This window comes from Labilibacter marinus, from assembly GCF_001659685.2.
Lineage (GTDB): Bacteria > Bacteroidota > Bacteroidia > Bacteroidales > Marinilabiliaceae > Saccharicrinis > Saccharicrinis marinus.
Map to the genome: position 1 here is coordinate 286116 of NZ_LXYE02000024.1, position 19598 is coordinate 305713.

The window sequence follows — 19598 nt, forward strand, 5'->3', positions numbered from 1 at the left end:
CCCATTTGGGCAGCCTTTTTTTTGATTAAACCAGAGATGCTTAAAGCTACACAAGTGGTGCTTGAATTATATCGAGAAAGAGTAAGAATGCTTGTATGATGATATCTTTGCTTTTGTATATATTGCAAATCTTAATTATTGTATCATAAATTTTATCAATGAATATTCTTATTACAGGAGCTACATCTGGTATTGGGCAATCAATCGCCAATCATTTACACACTAAAGGTCATAATGTTATTGGTTTTGGTCGAAGGGTGGAGGATGAATTAAAGCAGGATGATATAAGTTGGTTAAAGATGGATGTGACCAAGGAGGATGCAGTTAAGAAGGCAATTGCCAAAGCAGTAAGATATTTTATGCATATTGATGTGTTGATTCAATGTGCAGGTAGAGGTGCAATTGGTCCTGTAGAGGCATTTACAGCCGAAGAGATAGAGGACGTAATGCAGCTAAATGTATATGGAATTCAAAGAGTAAATAGAGCTGTAATACCCATCATGCGTCAGCAAGCAAAGGGGCGTATTATATTGATTAGTTCTTTGGCAGCAGAGGCCGGAATACCTTTTAACGGTATCTATAGTGCTAGTAAGGCCATGCTAGAAAATATAAGTGAATCGCTGTGTTTAGAGGTAAAACAATTCGGAATAGAGGTATGTACCCTGCAGCCTGGTGATTTCAATACTGATGTATTTTCAAATAGGAAAGAGCCTGTTATTGATATTTCGTCACCATATAAGGAGCAGTTTGAGCGTATTAATGCTACAGCAACAGATAATGTTCAAAATGCTAGCGACCCGATTAAAGTAGCTTATAAAGTAGAAAAAATATTAAATAAGAAGAGATTAAAGCCAAGGTACAGAGTAGGAACGCCGCTGGAGTTGATAATGCCGCTGGCAAAAGTAATCTTACCATCCAGATGGTTTCAGAAATTATTGATGAGTTATTATGACCTGTAAAACCAATTTTACTATAGCGTTGGATTTAGTAATTTTAATTAAGTCATAAAAATATGCGCATGGCATCGTTCTGTAAACGATTTTTCAGCGAAGAATAAACTCGGAGGTTGACATTATAAAACCTACAGAAAACAAATAACTTGGAGGTTCCTACACATGCTTGGCGATCCCCGCAGGTGACTTGCTCTTGAGAACGTATAACTTGCTTGTTCCCTTTGACAAAAATCGAGCAAAAAAAGAGGGTTTCACATTAAGCGAAACCCTCTTTTAAACTAGTCAAAAACTTTATTACTTTATAAACTCCTTAGTATTCTTATTTGCTTATTACAAATGAATATTGGTACTTACCAGCAGGTACTTGATATTTGGTAATTGGCTTAGCTTTTAAGCTCCAAGTATCACACCCTCCAACACCAGTTTGAACTAAATCAATATTCACTGTATAGAAAGCTTCTTTTTTCACCTCGTTGGTATGTCTTACCGAAAATAAAGATTCTGCAGTCCAAGGCCATACAGAAACACTTAATGGCTGTGTTCCTTTTACTTGTAATCCTTTTCCTTTAGCATCGCTTAATTTTACCCACCGAACGCCTGTGCGGTTACTACACTCTTGTGGTTGGGCATATTCAAATACAAAGTCATCTACTTTGCCCGTATATACATCTACTTCAGCAGCAGAAGCTCTATCGCTATAGTTTTCCCAAGGACCTAAGCCATAATAGCTCATGTTATTCATGTTTACAGGAACACCTGTTTGCATTCCTACTCTAACCATGTCTGGAAGACTAACATCAGCATCAATAGTATAGTCCACCTTTACTGTTCCATCACCAGAAACTAAATATTGAAGACTTAATTTTACTTTATCTTCAATATTGTATTTTGCATTTACAGTAACGAATGAGGTATTCGACTTATTCACATCAAAGCTTTTTAATTGTAGCTTATCCGCAGCTTCTAACCAAAATGTATTATACTTTTGTGGTTTCCATCCGCGTTCGTCATTATCTGTTAAAGCACGCCAGAAGTAAGGCTTTAATTCTTTTACTATTACTTCTTTTTTAGCAATAGTTAAACCTTGAATAAAACCAGTTTTCTCTGATATCTTTAAAGAGAACGCTTTGTTGGATAAGTTAATTATATCACCCTCTTTCTTTTCAGAGATAGCTGCACTTTTATAAGTTTCTTTTTTCTCTACAAAGAATGGAAGTTTAAACTGTTGCTTAGCGATTTCATAACCTTTCTTAGCCCAAAATTCATCTTTTGTAGAATGAGCACTTACTCTTAACCAATATTCGGCACCAGCCACTAATTTTGGCTTTTTGTACGGAATAGTTACCGTAGTAAAATCTTCTGTTCCAATAATTATTTGAGGAAGCGTTCCGCTTTGAATCACTTTACCATCCTGGCTAAGTGTCCATTTAAACACTTTATCTGCACTGGTAGCAAACCACTGACGATTTTTGATTCTAATACTTCCTTTTTCAAGGTTAACAGCATCAAATGTAAATGGCTGATAAACGTACTTACACTCCTCAATCTGTGGTTTTGGTGTTCTATCCGAAGCAATAATTCCATTTAAACAGAAGTTACCTGCATTTACTTTATCGCCATAATCACCACCAACAGCATAATATGGGTTTCCATCTTTATCATGTTCTAGAATACCTTGGTCAATCCAATCCCAAATAAAACCACCTAAAAGGTTGTCGTTGGCATGAATCATATCCCAATATTCCATCATATTACCCAAAGAGTTACCCATGGCGTGAGCATACTCACACATCATAATTGGTTTATGAATTTGAGGATTATGAGCCATATCATCCAATACTTCCAAAGGAGGATACATTCTGCTAATTACATCCACATAAGGCATATCTGTAGGGTTGGCGTAATGCTTCGCATTTTCCTCTTTGTAAATTTTAGAACCTACTTTACGATAGTTTTTGTGGTGCTTATTTCCTTGAGCTCCTTCGTAGTGCATAAAACGAGTATCGTCGTAATCTTTAATCCAGGCTGCCATGGCTGCATGGTTAGGACCACTACCAGACTCATTACCTAAACTCCATGAAACAATAGATGCATGGTTTTTATCTCTTTCAACCATTCTGATGGCTCTATCTACGTAAGCAGCTGCCCAAGTTGGTTGGTTGCTTAATAATCCGCGTACAGCGTGAGTTTCAAGGTTAGCTTCGTCCATTACGTAAATACCATATTTATCGCAAAGATCGTATACATACGGATCGTTAGGGTAGTGAGAAGTACGGATAGCATTAAAGTTGTAACGCTTTAAAAGCTTAATATCCTCTTCCATATCCTCACGATTTAATGCTTTACCATGGATATCATCGTGATCGTGACGATTTACGCCGTATAGTTTTACTTTTTTACCGTTGATGAGCATTACGCTTCCATCAATTTTTACATCTCTGAAACCTACTTTTTGAGAACGAATATCAATTGCTTTACCTTCTTTATCTTTTAAAGTAAGTACCAAAGAATATAAGTATGGCTTTTCAGCAGACCATTTATAAGGAGAGGTAATGTTTTGTTCTAACAAGGCAAAATACACATTGTCGCGCTGCGGATACCATTCGTTAATAATTTTGTTGGCATCCATGCTCATTGCTTTCATTACTGCATTTCCATCTGCATCATAGAGTTTAGCCTCTAACTTCATACCTTTAGTATCTACATCGTCAATCACTGTAATACGTGGACGGATTTGAAGTTTTGCATCGTTTAATTGCTCATCGAATTTATTACGTACAAAAAAGTCGTTGATGGAAACTTTAGGCTGACTTAATATCATCACCTCGCGATGAATTCCACTTAATCTCCAATGATCCTGATCTTCTAAAAAAGCAGCTGCTCCCCATCGGTAAACTTCTGCCGATACGGTATTTTCTCCCTCTTGAAGGTAGTCTGTAATGTCAAATTCTGCAGGCAAACAACTATCCTCGCTATAGCCTACTTTTTTGCCGTTAACCCAACAGGTAAAAGCTGCAGTAACGCCACCAAAGTGTAAAATAACCTGTCTATCTTTCCAACTACTGTCGTAATCAAAGGTTCTTTTATATTGTCCAACCTCAGTATCCCAAGGGTAATACGGCGGTTTTAAACTTATTTTGTATTGTGCATTGGTATACACATGTTGACCATAACCTAGGATTTCCCAGTTAGAAGGAACTGCAATGTCGTCCCAACCGTTGGCATCAAAAGAATTTTTATAAAAATCCATCGAGCGGTCGGTCACTTTTTTAGTATACTTAAATTTCCAGGTTCCATTTAAGCTGGTAATGTCCGTTTTGTCTCTGTCACCCTCAAGTGCTTCCGCTTCGTTATAAAATGAGTAGGAAGTCGCTCGTCCAGGCATTTTGTTAACGGCAAACACCGTTTCGTCATCCCAATGGGGTTTGTTTATTTGAGCTGATATACTAACGAATATCGAGCTCATCATAACTAAGAAACACAGCTTAGTTATTGATTGCTTAATTAATTGCATGAAGTATGATTATAAGTTAACAATTGCAACGAAGATACATTACTTGTGTAGTTACACACGTATAAAATTACGATAAAATAAGGGGTTAATTTAAAATTTAACCGTTACGTTTTGGGTTAATTGCCATATTAGCACCTAATGAAGGGCAACTTTTTATATACCCCCTTTAATTGTTCGGATTATTAGTCGAAGAGAACTTGTGATTAGTTTATTTTTGATATTATCAAAAGAGGTTTTGAAACAATGCTCAATCTTCAAAAAAATAAAACGTATGAAAAAAGTTCTTTCCCTTATTTTGCTTGCGACTATTTGCACAGTCGTAATTTCTGCAAAGCCGCCCAAACCACCCAAAGGGTTTCGTTGGGTAATAAATACTCAATTTTCTGATGAATTTAATGGCTCATCCTTGGATGATTCTAAATGGTTAAATCATTACAACGGAGGTTGGCAAGGAAGAGCTCCTGCTTGGTTTAATCCTGAGGCAGTTTCTGTTTCTGATGGAAATATGAAAATTAAAAGTGGGGTTTTAGATAAGCCAAAGGGAAACGGAAAATATACCATGTATGGAGGAGCTGTTTCTTCCACTACTAAAGATGCTCACTTTGGATATTACGAGTGTAAAGCCAAAGCTTCGAAAATAGCTATGTCTACTACATTTTGGATGTCGAATGATAAAGTTCCTTTTACCGAGAATGATGATTGTGATAACGATAGCTATAGCCAAGAGTTGGATATTCAAGAGGCTGTGGGAGGAAGTACTACACACAAAAAGTTTATAACTAGTATGAATTGTAATACCCACTATCGTTACGTAAAGTGTGGTGAGCGTAAAGAAACTTTTATTTCGAAGGGAACAGGTCATAAGTTACGCAGTGAGGTAAGCGATGAGTATCACATTTATGGGGCTTGGTGGATAGATGCTAAAGAGGTGATGTTTTTTGCCAACGATGCTGTTTTTGATACCGTTCAGTTTCGTACCGATATTTCAAAAGAACCGTTTGACAGACCTATGCAGATTAATATGGTCACTGAAACTTACGATTGGCAACCTGCACCATCTGCTGAGGATTTAGAAAACCCTGAAATTAATACAGCCTATTACGATTGGATTAGAAGCTATAAGTTGGTGCCTATTAATAAAGTGGTAAAAGAAAAGTACGAAGTGGATGTATTCACAAACTCTATTGAGATTTCTACAAGTACAAAAAAAGGATATCAATTGGCTGATCTTGTGTATGCTGCTAATGAAGATTGTCAAGTGACTTTATATTTTATGGATAAGGATGGAGAAGTAATTAAAGAAACTAAGGTTCTTGCTCTTGAAGGCCTAGGACATCAAAGTACTTCAATTAAACTTAAAAAGATAAAAGGAGCTACTAAAGTAAAAGCTCAGCTTACTTCAACACAGTCGAGTAACATCGATTTGAGTATTGAAAAAGCTATTTAATTCTGTAAACGATGAAAAGATTATTAGGGATTGGTTTTTTATTGATGCTTGCACCTTGGGTATTGTTGGCAAAAAACAAACCATCAACTACCGAGAAACCCAATGTAGTACTTATTTTAATTGATGATTTAAGTCATTATGGAGTTACTGCTTATGGAGCCAATAAAGTAGGTTCTTTACGCGGAGATTTTAAAGCGGAAACCATTGCTACGCCAAATATTGATAAACTGGCCGAAACAGGTTTAATGTGCAGTAATGCCTTTGCTTACCCTTTATGTGAGCCTACTCGAATTGCTTTAATGAGCGGCAAATATAATCAACGTAATTTTTTGCGTTGTAAGTCTCAACACAGTTCGGATGTTACCTTCGGAGATGTATTTCAACAGCAAGGTTATGCTACTGGTATTTTTGGAAAATGGAAGCAAACGCGTGGTACCAAAGAAATCCATGGTAAAGATTATATTTATGAATTTGGATGGGATGAGTTTTGTGCCTTTGATGTGGTAACGGAAGGAAAGCGTTTTATCAACCCTAATTTAATTATTAACGGAGAGTATTACGATTATCAGATGCGAACGGATTTAGACCCTGTCACAGGTAGACGTTGGTACGGGCCAGATATTTGTAACCGCTATGCGCTCGATTTTATAGAGAAGAATAAGGAAAAGCCTTTCTTTTTGTACTATCCAATGTTGTTGGTACACGACGAACATCAGCCAACGCCAGATACACGCCCTAAAAAGTTGTTTGATGAATTTGACGAAGGACGAAATGCACATAATCCTAAAAAGGGTGATGATAGAAAGTATTTTCCAGATATGATTTCTTATATGGATAAGCTAATTGGTAATGTGGTAACAAAGCTTGATGAATTGCAGTTAAGAGAAAATACCTTGATTGTAGTGATGGGAGATAATGGAACCAAAGAGTGCTTTACGCATATCTTACCCAACGATTCTATTTATCCTGGTAGAAAAGGTGGAAACACCGATAATGGGCTTCATGTTCCTTTGGTATTAAATCAACTGGGCAAAATTAAAGCAGGTAATCATACCATCCGAAAATATGATGGTATGGTAGATGTTACAGATATTTACCCAACCATTGCCGAGGCAACAAGTGTCGAAATTCCTAAAAGTAATGAGTTAGATGGAATTAGTTTTTGGCCACAGGTAATGGGTAAAAAGGGTGAAGCCAGAGATGTAATATACACATGGTATAACAACAATCAACCTTATACAAGCGACAAAGAGTTATTGATTTATGCTTTTAATAAAGAGTTTAAACGATACGCACCTTGTACAGAATATCCTGAAGGCCGATTTTTTGATTTAAGAACAGACCCTTTGGAAAAAGCAGGTGATACTGTTGTGGAGCGTAGGTTTAAAGTGATGTTGCATAGTGGTTTGGATATCGCTAGGCTGACTAAAGAGCAACAAAAAGCTTATCATGAATTAGGTAAGATAATTGATTCTTATAAAGAAGAGGATGTACAATCATTAAAAATTGATGCGCCTAAGTCAGCTTTAACAATAGGAGAGAGCTATCAGTTAAGTTGCGCAGTAAAACCTACTAACGCCACCAAACGAAATATTATTTGGGAATCGAGCAATAATGCAGTTGTTGCCATTGATAAATTCGGAAACTTAAAGGCGCTTGGTAAAGGAAAAGCAACAATTTCTGTATATTCATGGAGTGATGCTTACCCTGTTGCTGCCAATGTAAAGCAAACCTTTTCAAAATCAGGGATAAGTCATTCAATTGAAGTGATTGTAAACTAGATAAACTTAAACTAATATCTTACACATTAAAAAATGAATAAAGTATATTTACTACTAGCCTTTATTGCTGTTCTGTTTTCCGCTTGCCAGCAACCAGTAAAAGAAACCAAAAAAGTTTTAGAGAAACCCAATATTATTTTCTTGTTTGCCGATGACCAATGCCATACAACGGTAAATGCTTTGGGAAATAAAGAAGTAATCACGCCTAACTTAGATAAGTTGGTGAATAGTGGAGTTACCTTTGTAAATGCCTTTAATATGGGAGCATGGAATGGTGCGGTTTGTCAAGCTTCAAGATGTATGTTGAATACAGGTTTACCTGTTTGGAAGGCACAAAAATTTGAGAAACAAGTTTTTAATAAAGGAAACGGAACTGAGCTTACTTGGGGTAAAATGATGGAAGCCCAAGGGTATGAAACCTACATGACGGGTAAGTGGCATGTGCATACTTCTGCCGAAAAAGCTTTTAACAATGTAAAGCATGTACGCCCTGGAATGCCTAAGGATAACTGGGACCATGCCAAGATGAAAAAGATTTATGCTAACCTTAAGGAAGGCGAGGACTATAGTAAATATATGCCTATTGGTTATAATCGTCCTTTAAGTAAGGATGATAATACATGGTCGCCAACGGATACTATCCATGGAGGATTTTGGCAAGGAGGTCAGCATTGGTCAGAAGTTTTAAGAGATGATGCTATTTCTTTTATCAACCAAGCTAAAACAAGTGATAAGCCATTTTTTATGTACTTGGCTTTTAACGCACCTCACGATCCTCGTCAGGCACCGCAAGAATATCAGGATATGTATAATGAGGATGAGTTAAGTATTCCTGAAAGCTTTCAGCCTTTATATCCAGAAGCATACGGAATAGCTAATGACCCTTCGTTACGCGACGCTGCTTTAGCGCCTTTCCCTCGTACAGAGTATGCCACTAGAGTTCATAAAAAGGAATATTTTGCGAGCATTACGCATTTAGATGCGCAGATTGGTGCCATCTTAAAGGCTTTAGAAGAAAGTGGAAAAGCAGAGAATACTTATATTATTTATACAGCTGACCATGGTTTAGCGGTTGGAGAGCACGGCTTATTCGGTAAGCAAAATCTATACGATCACAGTGTACGTCCGCCATTTGTAATGACCGGACCGGGTTTAGAAAAAGGTAAAAAAGTAGATGCAGAAATCTATTTGCAAGATGCTATGGCAACCGCTTTAGACTTAGCAGGAAGTGCTAAAAAAGACTCTGTATTTTTCAATAGTATTGTTCCTTTGGCTGTAGGCGAAACCACTAAAAGTGCTTACAATGGTATTTATGGTGGATATTTAACTAAGCAACGTTCTATTCGTAAAGATGGATTTAAGCTAATTCTTTATCCAGATGTTAAGGTGGTTAAGTTATTCGATTTAAAAGCAGATCCGTTAGAGATGACTAATTTAGCTTCTGATGACAATCAAAAAGAACGTGTAGCAACAATGTTTGCAGAGTTAAAAGGCTTACAAACAACTGTTGGTGATGAATTAAATCTGGACGAGTTTTATCAGTTGTAAACAGTTATTTAAAGTTGCATGGGAGTAACTAAAGATTCGAGAGGATTTTTCTTTGCGTTCTTTGCAAAAGAAGGTTGAGCATTTAGTACATCATCGTTATAGGTAAAAGAATTTTTCTTAGCGTTCATCACGAGAGCAAAGGGTAGTGTTGATGTTATTAATGTTTCTAAAAATGTGTAGTTTAACAATAAACATATAAAATGAAAATTTTCAATGTAATTTTAGTTTTAGCAGTGCTTGTATTGGCAGCTAGTTGCAGCCCTGCAAAAAAGCCAGCTAAGGTAGATAAACCCAATGTTATCTTGGTCATCACCGACGACCAGGGATATGGCGATTTGGCTTGTCATGGAAATACGGTTATAAAAACACCAAACCTAGACAAGTTTCATGGCGAGAGTGTTAGATTAACTAACTTTCATGTAGGTACCACTTGTGCGCCTACGCGAGGTGGATTAATGAGTGGTCGTAACTGTAATCGTACTGGTGTATGGCACACGATTGGTGGCTGTTCTTTATTGAACGAGCGCGAAACAACACTAGCCGATGTTTTTGTAGATAATGGTTATGCAACCGCTATGTTTGGTAAGTGGCACTTAGGAGATAATTATCCTTTTCGTCCTGAAGATAGAGGTTTTCAACATACTTTTTCTCACGGAGGCGGAGGTGTAGGACAAACACCTGATTATTGGAATAACGATTACTTTGATGATACTTATTTTAGAAATGGTGTGCCTGAAAAAGCTAAAGGTTATTGTACGGATGTATGGTTTGATGAAGCAGAGAAGTTTGTGGATAACAATACCGATAAGCCATTTTTTATGTATGTTTCGTTAAATGCTCCTCATGGCCCTTATAATGTGCCAGAGAAGTATGCTACAATGTACGATGGTTTAGGAATGTACAAAGGAAGACAAAACTTTTATGGTATGATTACCCAGCTGGATGAGCGTTTTGGACAATTAACCAAGCATCTTGAAACAAAAGGTATTGCGGATAACACCATCCTTATTTTTATGACGGATAATGGTACTGCTGCTGGTTATGGGTATAATAAAAAAACAAAGGAGGAATCGGGTTTTAATGCGGGTATGCGCGGAACCAAAGGAAGCCACTACGATGGAGGCCATCGCGTTCCGTTCTTTATTAAATGGCCTAAAGGCGACTTGGTTGGAGGAAAAGACATCAATACTTTAACTGCCCATGTGGATTTTATGCCAACTATAGCTGAGCTTTGCGGATTAAATTACGAGCCAAAGCTAGAGATGGATGGTACTTCAATTACTAATTTACTTTACGGTAAAGAATCGAAAGAAAATTTGGATGAGCGTATGTTAGTAACCGATACGCAACGTAATCAATGGCCAGAGAAAAATAGAAATAGCTGTGTGATGACATCGCAGTGGCGATTAGTAAATGGAAATGAGCTATATGATATTTACGCTGATCCAGGCCAAAAGAATAATGTAGCAGAAAGCCATCCTGAGCGTGTTAAAAAAATGCAGAATTTCTATAACGAGTGGTGGAGCAGAGCAGAAAAGGATTTTGAATATCCTGTGATTAAGATTGGTACGGAGTATGAAAATCCGATGCACATGACCTGTCATGATATGCACACTGAGCAAGGAATCCCTTGGCATCAAAATATGATTAGAACAGGTAAGAATTTCGATGAAGGATATTTGTTAACCGAAGTGGTTGCTTCTGGTAAGTATAAAATTTCTATTTCGCGTTACCCGTTGGAAAGTGGTCTGGCTATGGATGCTGCAATACCAGGTGTTGAAGCAACTAAAGGAACTGATGCGATAGCAGCAGGGCAATCATTAAAGCTAAGAATGCCATTTATCGTGTTAAACGATTTAACGGTACCTTGCGAGTTTAATCAGGCAAATACTGCAGGTGAAGTGGTGGTTGATTTAGAAGCTGGTCCGCTGAAGCTATCGGGTGGTTTCTACGACGAAAAAGATAAGGATACACAAAAAACATTGGCTTATTATTATACAGTGGAAAAACTGTAGTAGAATCTTATAAAAGAATTAGGCCCCATGCTATAATATTTGATTGTAGTATGGGGCTTTTTATTTATCACGTGCATTAAAAAGTAATAACATGTCTTTCTTTAATAAATTCAGTCAAGTCTTTTCCCGTGTATCTAACCGTAACGCCAATTTCGCTTAACTGGTCGCTAATTTTATATTGGTCAGCACAACCTTTACAAGCCAATAAATTAACCCCTTCCTTTTTCATTTTCTGAACATATTTCTGTAAATCTTTATCTTCACTTAATAGTTTTGCAGAAGGTCCCCAAACCAGTAAGGTAATATCTTTCCACCATCCGTATTTCTGTGCGTTATAGGTATACATAAATACCATTTTTTCGGCCACTTCTTTGTCGCCACTCGTCCATACCACAACAAGTTTGTCTTTGGAGTTGATAGTTTCAGAATCATTTGAGGGAGATTGTTCTTGTGCAAATGCTGTCATAGCTAAAAAATAAATTAGGATGCTTAATGATAGTTTTAATTTCATGATTAATTAGTTTAAAGGATTATAAAGTGATTACAAGTTAGGGCTTTATTTTATAAAATCCGCTTCAATATATCGTAAGCAATAGTACTCTTATTAAAAAAAACTTATCTTCGAAATATCTAAATTAATCTATGTAGTTATGTATATAAAAAGACTATTCTTCCTGCTTATTTGCACTGTTTTGTTCGCTATAAATATTTCCTCTCAAAATGCTTTTGAAGGATATGAATGGAAATTATTAGAGCCATCAGGGGAAGCTGTTGGGCGCCACGAAAATGCATTTTTCGAATATAAAGGAAAATTTTATCTATTGGGAGGAAGAGGTGTAAAGCCAGTTAATGTATACGACCCTGCTACTAATTCTTGGGAAACTAAAGGGAAAACCCCTTTTGAGATTCATCATTTTCAGGCAGTGGTTTATCAGGATGCCGTGTATTTTGTTGGAGCTATGACGGGTAAATACCCTAAAGAAACGCCTTTGGAGAATATTTGGATGTATTATCCCGAAAAGGATGAGTGGAAAAAAGGTGATATGATACCAGAAGAAATGCGAAGAGGAGGAGCTGGTGCGGTTCTTTATCAGGATAAAATTTACATTATTGCAGGTATTGAGTTGGGGCATACTAGTGGCTGTTCCAATCGTTTTGATTGTTACGATTTAAAAACGGGAGAATGGCAAGGTATGACGAAAGCACCTCATGTGCGCGACCATTTTGCAGCAGTACTGTATAAGGATAAGATTTATTGCATGGGAGGTAGAAATACCAGTGTACATCATCCTAATAATTTTGCAGCATTTTTTGCGGCTACTGTACCTCAGGTGGATGTGTATGACTTGGTGGAGAATAAATGGGTGACTTTAAAAGAAGATTTACCCGTACCAACAGCTGCTGGAGGAACTGTTTTAGTTGGCAATAGTATATTATATTTTGGCGGTGAAACAGGCCAAGATAAAGCACATAATGAAACATTTCGTTTAAATTTAGATACCCACCAATGGACGGAGTTGATGCCATTAAAAATTGGCCGACATGGAAGTGCTGCCGTATTTTATAAGGATAAGGTTTATATAGCAGCAGGAAGTCCGAATAGAGGAGGTGGTAATATGAATTCAATAGAGGTGTTTAGCAAAGAATAACGAAAGATAAATATGAAGAAGTTTTTACCAGCCTTAGTCCTGTTATTATTGGTTGCTGCCTTTGTTGTAGTTGAATATGGCGATGAGCTGAATATTAAATTGGATTGGAGTGAGATGATGGGCTCCAATAAAGCAGACAAACCAAAGGCTAAGAAACAAGGCTCTTTTGTAAAAAAGATTCATTACGATGATGATGTTCACCAACCTGTTAAGTGGAAGGTAGCAATGAAATACAATGAGGAAGGAGTGGCTGATAGACATGGAGAGAGTTTTCGTTATTGGGAGAGTGGAACGCTAGCTTCGAAAAGTACTTATGTAGATGATAAAAAGGAAGGACCTAGTTTTTCATATTACAGAAATGGTAAGGTGTGGAAGGAGCAATTCTATATTAATGATAAGATAAGTGGGTTATGTAAACGCTATGATAGAAAAGGCAATTTAACAGCCGAATATCCGTATAAGGCTGGGTTTCCTGGGATGGGACTAAAAGAGTATACCAACATTGGGAAACAAAGAAAACAGCCAGTTATTAAGGTTCAGCGTATTGATGAGTTGCGAATAGCACATCGATATACCTTAAAGTTATCTTTAACAGGAGAGAATGTAAAAAGGTACAAAAATGTGACTTTCTATTCGGGACAATTAATCGATGGTCTATACTTCAATAAAAACATGTCGGAGTTAGAAATCCTATCCGAAAAAGAAGGACAATTAGTAATAGATGTACCAAAGGGATATGTTTTTGATAAAACGCTTAATATTGTTGCAGTTGCTAAAAATAAAGATGGTCTTAAGTTAATACTGAATAAAAAAGTAGAGGTAAGTGTAAGAGGAGTTTAGATCCTATAGTTTCACGCAAAGTGTTTTAACTTCGTCAAAACGTGTTGTGTTTAAGGTGGTCTGTAATCTCATGTTTTAGCGCAGCTTAAACGCCTTAGCGTTCTTAGCGCATCCTTAGCTTTGTGATGTTAAAATGACAGGCTGCCAGTGTTTAGCAACGATAAACAACAAAGTCGTACCCGCTTCTTTCTTTGCATTTAAATTCAAGCTGCTATCCAATTTAGTTGTTAAGCCTGTTCTTCAACTGAATTTCATACAATGAAGGCAGTTCAAGGTTATTATTTAAACCTTCAATATAAATCCAATCATCAGCTCTGTCTTTTGTAGAATGTTCCACGGATAAAGTCTTTTCAGTATTATGAACGCCGACTAAAATACTACGCAGATATTGTTTGTGGCAATCAATATGAAAATCATTACCGAAACGTTGGGCATCTCTCCAAATCCATGAATAGAATAATTCATTAAAATCTTCGTCCTTAAAGCTTTTAAACTGCAAACCCCAAAAGGTATTGTACTCTCCAGCATGTGGAATATTAGCTGGAGCTCCGCCACCTGCAATATGACTTAAATTGCTTATGTTTTCGTATAAATTATACATAGGTGGACAAAAATCGGCTCCTCCAATCCCATGTAAATCTGCTGGAGAAAAATGCGCTAATTTTATGTTGCGGTATACATTGCCAAAGCTAGCTCCTTCCAAACCAGGTCCATGGGTGTATTTGGCATTGACTTCAATATCCTGAACCAAATTATCGCTTGAGTGATACATTTTAGGTCCGTAGTGGCCATCAAGCCCATTCATACTAATATTACTAATTGTTACATTTCTGCTATTTACCAAGTGGGTATTTTGCACATAGTTATTGATGTTGATATTTCTCACCCAACCATGCGAAACGCGGTGCATGCAAATAGCTCCCCAACCATAATCATGTTCGCGAGTTAAATGGTGTTTGTATCCTCCTTTATATGCGCACTCAAACCTAAAGTTTTCAATACCTATTTCTTTTAACATAGGCATTTGTGCAACTCTGGCTTCAAATTTTGTTAATATGTCTCGGCGAGCTGGTTGCTTTAAAACAACCTCGTTATCATTAAGTACTTCTTTTATTTCTACAGGCCATTGAAAGGATGATTTTCTGTCCTTGCCTGCATTGATATAACTAGTTTGGAAAGGGTCATATTCTATGGGATTCATTAACTCTTTCATTAAGTCACCATCATCCGCAGTATTACTCATGGCTAATAGCAACACATCACCAGCTTTTATACCCTTTGTATTTTCAAGTTTTAAAGTAGAATCTCCTTTTTTAAGATTAGCAATGAGTTTTATATGATTAGGTAGCTCATCAATGCTAAAGAAGTAGTCTGTGCCAAATAGATTCAATCCTGTATGAAATACAAAAGGCGACAACCATGGGCTCTGTTCTTCTGGTTGGGTGGTTTGCGAACCGCTATAAATAATGGTTCCATTTTCTCCAGAGCCAGAACCTCGCATTACAATATGGCTATAGTTAATTTTGATGATGTCCAATTGCGTACTATCCATATTTACATGAAAAGTGCCTTGCGGGAAAAATACTATTCCGCCACCAGCTTGCCCTGCAGCATCCACTGTTGCTTGTATCGCCTCGGTGTCATCCAAGCCATCATTAGCAATTGCACCATATTCGGTAACATTGAATTGCGTAGCTGTTACCTCAGGGATGTTAGATTCGCCATAGTGATAACCTGCAAATGAATAATCAGGAAGAATACTGTTTTTAGAATCCTTTAGAAACTCATTCAGAATATTGGGGTAGTTGTTTTTTTGAGGAGTTTCTTGACAACTGATTAACCAAACAACAAGCAATACGGCTACTATAGTTTTCATATCAATGATTTTTATTTAAGATAATGCAATTGTCAGTAAAACTAAATGAATACTTAGAATATGGAGTGCAAAAAAGTATGCGTAGTGTGCAATATTGTTCAGTTTGTGAAATAAAAGAATTTGTAGTTGAATTGCCCTTGACTTTTCATGCAAAGGATTATTTTTTGAGGAACTTCGCCGGAAGATAATATCGTTTTTGAGATGCTTAAAATATAGCCAGTACTTAAGAGAAAAAACGCGAAGAGCTGAAAGGATTTTGATGCAGTTAAAATCGGTGAAGTATAGAGAATAAGTGTAAATTAATAGTTCATGAGTAATACTCCCGAATAGTTATCATATTTTTTGGCGCAGCCAATACATCTCTGCGTTCTTTGCGCTTTCTCCTTAGGTTACAATGAAAAAAGGACGGACAGGATTTATCTATTTATGATAGGCATTTAAGGGATACTTCAGTACCCTTTGTGTTTAAAAATGTAAGCCCTATTCCTGAATAACAAAAAAGCCCCCGTTAATGCAATCATCAGCGAGGGCCACTTACATTACAAACTAAACTTTTTAACGCAAGGTGATTTTATAAACTAAAGCAGCATCTGCTTCGGCAGGTTTGTTTTTAGGTTGATTAACCTTTAACCCATCAGCTGTTTTTTTCCACTTGATTTTTTCTTTACTTCCTAATACCGATATCGATTTAACTTTTAAGTCTTTTGCTTTATCAGCAAATGTACTCAACACTCTTTCTGGATTTTCGTTATTCCAGCCTAACTGAATAGCATAAACGGTTTTTCCTTTCTGCGTATAACGAACGTCGGCAGCATTTAATTTACTTAGTCCTTTTTTAATGGCACCATATTCGTTCCAAGCATCTTGAGGGTCGCGTTTTAATTCTGTTGTTCCTTCTCCAAAAGCTACAAACGGACGAGTGTTATAAACCGATTCACCATATAATTTCATCCAAGCACCTATGCCTTCCATGGCTTTTACTTGCTCTTCGGGCATGGTGCCATCTGCCATAGGACCAGCGGAAAGAAGCATCACGCCATTTTTGCTGACAACCTCAGCCAACATTCTGATGGCTTTGTGAGGGTCTATTGCATAACGTTTATTTTTATCGAAACACCATGCGCTACCTAGTATAAAGTCGGTAATCCAAACCTCAGGTGTGATATCTTCCATGGTAGCACGCTCAACGTTAACGACAGAAAGCTCGGTAGGGAAGAAGTCTCCTTTGGTATTTACCACCACTTCTTTGCCTTCTTCGGCAGCTTTATTAAAATAATTAGCCAAAAACTGTTTGCGATATTCTTCTGTGATGAAACGTTGTCCAAAGTCCATCCAGATATAATCTGGTATGTACGACTCAATTACTTCATTCAATTTTCCAAGCCATAGCTGTTGAGCCTCTTCGTAATCCATATTACAATATAGTTTACGATACTTCTCTTCTTGAGGTACTTCGCAGTTTTCGTATACGTAATTGTATTTGTTGGTGGTCACAGGACGAAGAACCGTTTGATTTTGTTTTGGATAAAACATATTGTGAAAACCATGGTGGAAAGTGGCCATAAACTTCAGGTCACGTTTTTTAGTTTCCTCGGCAATAGCTTTAACTACATCAATACCCGGCCCCATGCCTACAGAGTTCCATTCGTTTACTTTACTATCCCAAAGTGAAAAGCCATCATGGTGTTCGGCTATAGAACCAATAAACTTAGCACCCGAACCTTCAAACATATCTACCCACTCTTTGGCATTAAATTTGGGCGCCTTCCACATGGGAATAAAATCGTGGTAATCGAAATTTTCACCGTAGGTTTCTCTGTGCGTTTTGTATATTTTACCTCCCCATTGATTAGGATCTCTATCCGGAACATACATCCAGCGAGGATACCATTCGCCATCGGTAGCAGGAACCGAGTACACTCCCCAATGGAAGTAAATACCTAGTTTAGCATCGGCAAACCATTCGGGTACGGCTTTATGTTTTTTTAAATTTTCCCAATCGGGTGTGTATTTGTCTTGTGCAAAGACAGCTTGCATTAAGCACAATAATACTAAGCTTGTAAGTGTGTTTTTTAACATGACGTAAATGATATAATTTAACCTATGCAAGGTACTTTCTAAACTAATAATGTAGGGGTAATATTTTCACTTACTAGCGGGGTGTTATTGAAAATAGGGCTGAAGTGCTGGGGTTTTATTATGGTTCTACATAATATCATGCTATTTTTGTATACTTGTTTTGCGCAAATTAAGCTAAAACACTACAGAAAATAAAGTAAAATGAAAATTGAAGCAAAAAATACACAAAGACAGGAGTTAAATAACAAACTCGTTGAAAGTGACAATTTTTTTCAGCAATTTGGAGAATTAGATGATAAGGTTTATTCTGAAGGGGCAATACCTAAAAAATACAAAGAACTAACAGGTTTATCAATATCTGTACTGACGCGATGTGATGAGTGCATATTATATCACTTACAGGGCTGCATGCAATCAGGAACTAATAAAACAGAGATATTGGAAGCTATTAAAATAGGAGTTGTTGGAGGTGGCTCAATAACTTACCCATCGGCACGTTATGCAATGGCTTTAATTGAAGAATTAAAAATTAAATAATATGGTAACCTGTTTTTTGAAATATACAATAGACCCTATAAAAGTTAAAGAATTTGAACATTACGGAAAGCTTTGGATTGACCTTGTAAATGAAATGGGAGGATTTCATCATGGATACCTTAAGCCTTACGAAGGAGCCAATAATATAGGATACGCTTCTTTTTCGTTTCCATCATTGTCCGATTATGAAGAATATCGAAATAAAATTGCATGCTGTAACAAATGTCAAGAAGCATTACAATATGCCATATATACAAAGTGTATCATAAGTTATGAAAGGTCATTTATGCAACCCATTTTTGAAGGCATAACTGGCAAGGCAAAAATTGATTAAAAACACGGTTGCCAAATATCAAATTTAAGTCGTACATATTAGACGCTAGTTATCTATTCGAGTTTTAATAACCTATAATTCCTTATGCGTAAATTATAGTACGATTTACATTTCATTTAAAATAATTACATGAAAAGAATAAAAGTATGCTCTTTAGATGAGCTTAAGCAGAAGCTAAAACTAGTAGTTGAAGTGGGGGACAGGAAGGTTCTTATGATTTATCATCAAAATACTGTTTTTGCGGTTGATAATGTATGTCCACATGCCAAAGGGCATTTATCGGAAGGTCGATTAGAGGAAGGATCGATTACTTGCTTAAATCATGGAACATGTTTCGACCTCAGAACGGGTAAGGTACGTATGGATATGATTGATGAGGATATGGCAGAGATGTTTGAAGATTTGGATGACCTACCCTTTGGTCCTTTACCTACTTTTGTTGCAGAGCTAGAAAATGATAGTGTATTCTTGCTGTGGGATGAGTAGGAGGCCTAATTAAAAGAACTAGAGCCGTATTTAACCCTAGTTCTTTTAATACTCAGAACTAACCTTTTTTGGCTTTTATTAATTCCTTGTTTAAATCGCTCCATTTTTTACAGGCTTCGTAAGTTGTCTCAGCAAAAGGAATTAAATCTTCAAATTCAAGCAACAATCGGTCTTCAACTAGATCATGAAGTTCACCTCCTTTTTGTCCTGCTTTAAATTTAAGTTTGTTCACTTCTGCTTCTAGTGCTTTAATTTCTTCTGGACTTATCATTTTTCAATTTATTTTTCTTCACTACTTATAGTGTTAATCGAAAAAATTTTATTCCAGTCGTAATAGGTATTACTAACCTCTCCATTAGAAGTCTCAGAAACCCACACTACATTTTCTTCTAGAAAAATTGTGGCATTGATATAAACTTTGCCATCGTTAATCTGAAGTTTCACACCTTTGCGTTGTTTACGCGATAAAGTTCCGTGCAAAGGCATGGTAGCATATTCCAATACCTTTTCCCAAGTCTGTTTAATTTCCATATTTTATT

16 protein-coding genes are annotated in these 19598 nt (G+C 36.8%); 10 read left to right on the forward strand and 6 right to left on the reverse strand.

Going from position 1 to position 19598, the window contains the following annotated elements:
- Positions 1 to 158: 158 nt before the first annotated feature.
- A complete protein-coding gene (locus A8L32_RS11805; RefSeq protein ID WP_066630861.1) occupies positions 159 to 959 on the forward strand; it encodes an SDR family oxidoreductase in 801 nt (266 codons plus the stop codon).
- 313 nt (positions 960 to 1272) lie between these two features.
- Here A8L32_RS11805 and A8L32_RS11810 read toward each other — a convergent pair whose 3' ends face one another.
- Complete coding sequence (locus tag A8L32_RS11810; protein ID WP_066630862.1) at positions 1273 to 4467, reverse strand: glycoside hydrolase family 2 TIM barrel-domain containing protein; 3195 nt, start codon at positions 4465 to 4467, stop codon at positions 1273 to 1275.
- Between the two features lie 271 nt (positions 4468 to 4738).
- Here A8L32_RS11810 and A8L32_RS11815 point away from each other — a divergent pair, with 271 nt between their 5' ends.
- The 4 genes from A8L32_RS11815 (at position 4739) to A8L32_RS11830 (ending at position 11258) form a co-directional block, all read left to right on the forward strand.
- Positions 4739 to 5914: a family 16 glycosylhydrolase gene (locus A8L32_RS11815; protein WP_066630863.1), complete on the forward strand. Its 1176-nt coding sequence runs from the start codon at positions 4739 to 4741 to the stop codon at positions 5912 to 5914.
- Positions 5915 to 5925: 11 nt separating this feature from the next.
- Positions 5926 to 7695, forward strand: coding sequence for a sulfatase-like hydrolase/transferase (locus A8L32_RS11820; RefSeq protein WP_066630864.1), 1770 nt, complete (start codon positions 5926 to 5928; stop codon positions 7693 to 7695).
- Between the two features lie 33 nt (positions 7696 to 7728).
- On the forward strand, positions 7729 to 9243 hold the full coding sequence (locus A8L32_RS11825; protein ID WP_066630866.1) for a sulfatase-like hydrolase/transferase: 1515 nt from the start codon (positions 7729 to 7731) through the stop codon (positions 9241 to 9243).
- A 200-nt stretch (positions 9244 to 9443) separates the two neighbouring features.
- Complete coding sequence (locus A8L32_RS11830) at positions 9444 to 11258, forward strand: arylsulfatase (RefSeq protein WP_066630868.1); 1815 nt, start codon at positions 9444 to 9446, stop codon at positions 11256 to 11258.
- Between the two features lie 76 nt (positions 11259 to 11334).
- On the opposite strand, the gene A8L32_RS11835 is transcribed toward A8L32_RS11830, so the two are convergent.
- Complete coding sequence (locus tag A8L32_RS11835; protein ID WP_198931766.1) at positions 11335 to 11769, reverse strand: DsrE family protein; 435 nt, start codon at positions 11767 to 11769, stop codon at positions 11335 to 11337.
- A 139-nt stretch (positions 11770 to 11908) separates the two neighbouring features.
- On the opposite strand from A8L32_RS11835, the gene A8L32_RS11840 reads away from it, so the two are divergent.
- Complete coding sequence (locus tag A8L32_RS11840) at positions 11909 to 12907, forward strand: Kelch repeat-containing protein (protein ID WP_066630870.1); 999 nt, start codon at positions 11909 to 11911, stop codon at positions 12905 to 12907.
- A 12-nt stretch (positions 12908 to 12919) separates the two neighbouring features.
- Positions 12920 to 13747 carry a toxin-antitoxin system YwqK family antitoxin gene (locus A8L32_RS11845; protein WP_066630872.1) on the forward strand — a complete coding sequence of 276 codons (828 nt, stop codon included), beginning with the start codon at positions 12920 to 12922 and terminating at the stop codon, positions 13745 to 13747.
- 220 nt (positions 13748 to 13967) lie between these two features.
- Here A8L32_RS11845 and A8L32_RS11850 read toward each other — a convergent pair whose 3' ends face one another.
- Positions 13968 to 15623, reverse strand: a complete 1656-nt coding sequence (locus A8L32_RS11850) for a glycosyl hydrolase family 28-related protein (protein WP_066630874.1) — start codon at positions 15621 to 15623, stop codon at positions 13968 to 13970.
- A gap of 555 nt (positions 15624 to 16178) precedes the next feature.
- The gene (locus A8L32_RS11855; RefSeq protein WP_066630876.1) at positions 16179 to 17702 is read right to left on the reverse strand and encodes an alpha-L-fucosidase; all 1524 of its coding nucleotides are present in this window, start codon (positions 17700 to 17702) and stop codon (positions 16179 to 16181) included.
- A 201-nt stretch (positions 17703 to 17903) separates the two neighbouring features.
- On the opposite strand from A8L32_RS11855, the gene A8L32_RS11860 reads away from it, so the two are divergent.
- The 3 genes from A8L32_RS11860 to A8L32_RS11870 all read left to right on the forward strand — a co-directional run bounded on the left by A8L32_RS11860 (position 17904) and on the right by A8L32_RS11870 (position 19059).
- Entirely contained in the window at positions 17904 to 18239 is a 336-nt protein-coding gene (locus tag A8L32_RS11860) for a carboxymuconolactone decarboxylase family protein (protein WP_066630878.1), read from the forward strand.
- Position 18240: 1 nt separating this feature from the next.
- On the forward strand, positions 18241 to 18573 hold the full coding sequence (locus tag A8L32_RS11865; RefSeq protein ID WP_066630880.1) for an NIPSNAP family protein: 333 nt from the start codon (positions 18241 to 18243) through the stop codon (positions 18571 to 18573).
- Between the two features lie 129 nt (positions 18574 to 18702).
- Entirely contained in the window at positions 18703 to 19059 is a 357-nt protein-coding gene (locus A8L32_RS11870) for a Rieske (2Fe-2S) protein (RefSeq protein WP_066630882.1), read from the forward strand.
- Positions 19060 to 19117: 58 nt separating this feature from the next.
- On the opposite strand, the gene A8L32_RS11875 is transcribed toward A8L32_RS11870, so the two are convergent.
- Complete coding sequence (locus A8L32_RS11875) at positions 19118 to 19330, reverse strand: CCE_0567 family metalloprotein (RefSeq protein WP_198931767.1); 213 nt, start codon at positions 19328 to 19330, stop codon at positions 19118 to 19120.
- An 8-nt stretch (positions 19331 to 19338) separates the two neighbouring features.
- Complete coding sequence (locus tag A8L32_RS11880) at positions 19339 to 19590, reverse strand: hypothetical protein (RefSeq protein WP_066630884.1); 252 nt, start codon at positions 19588 to 19590, stop codon at positions 19339 to 19341.
- Positions 19591 to 19598: the final 8 nt, after the last annotated feature.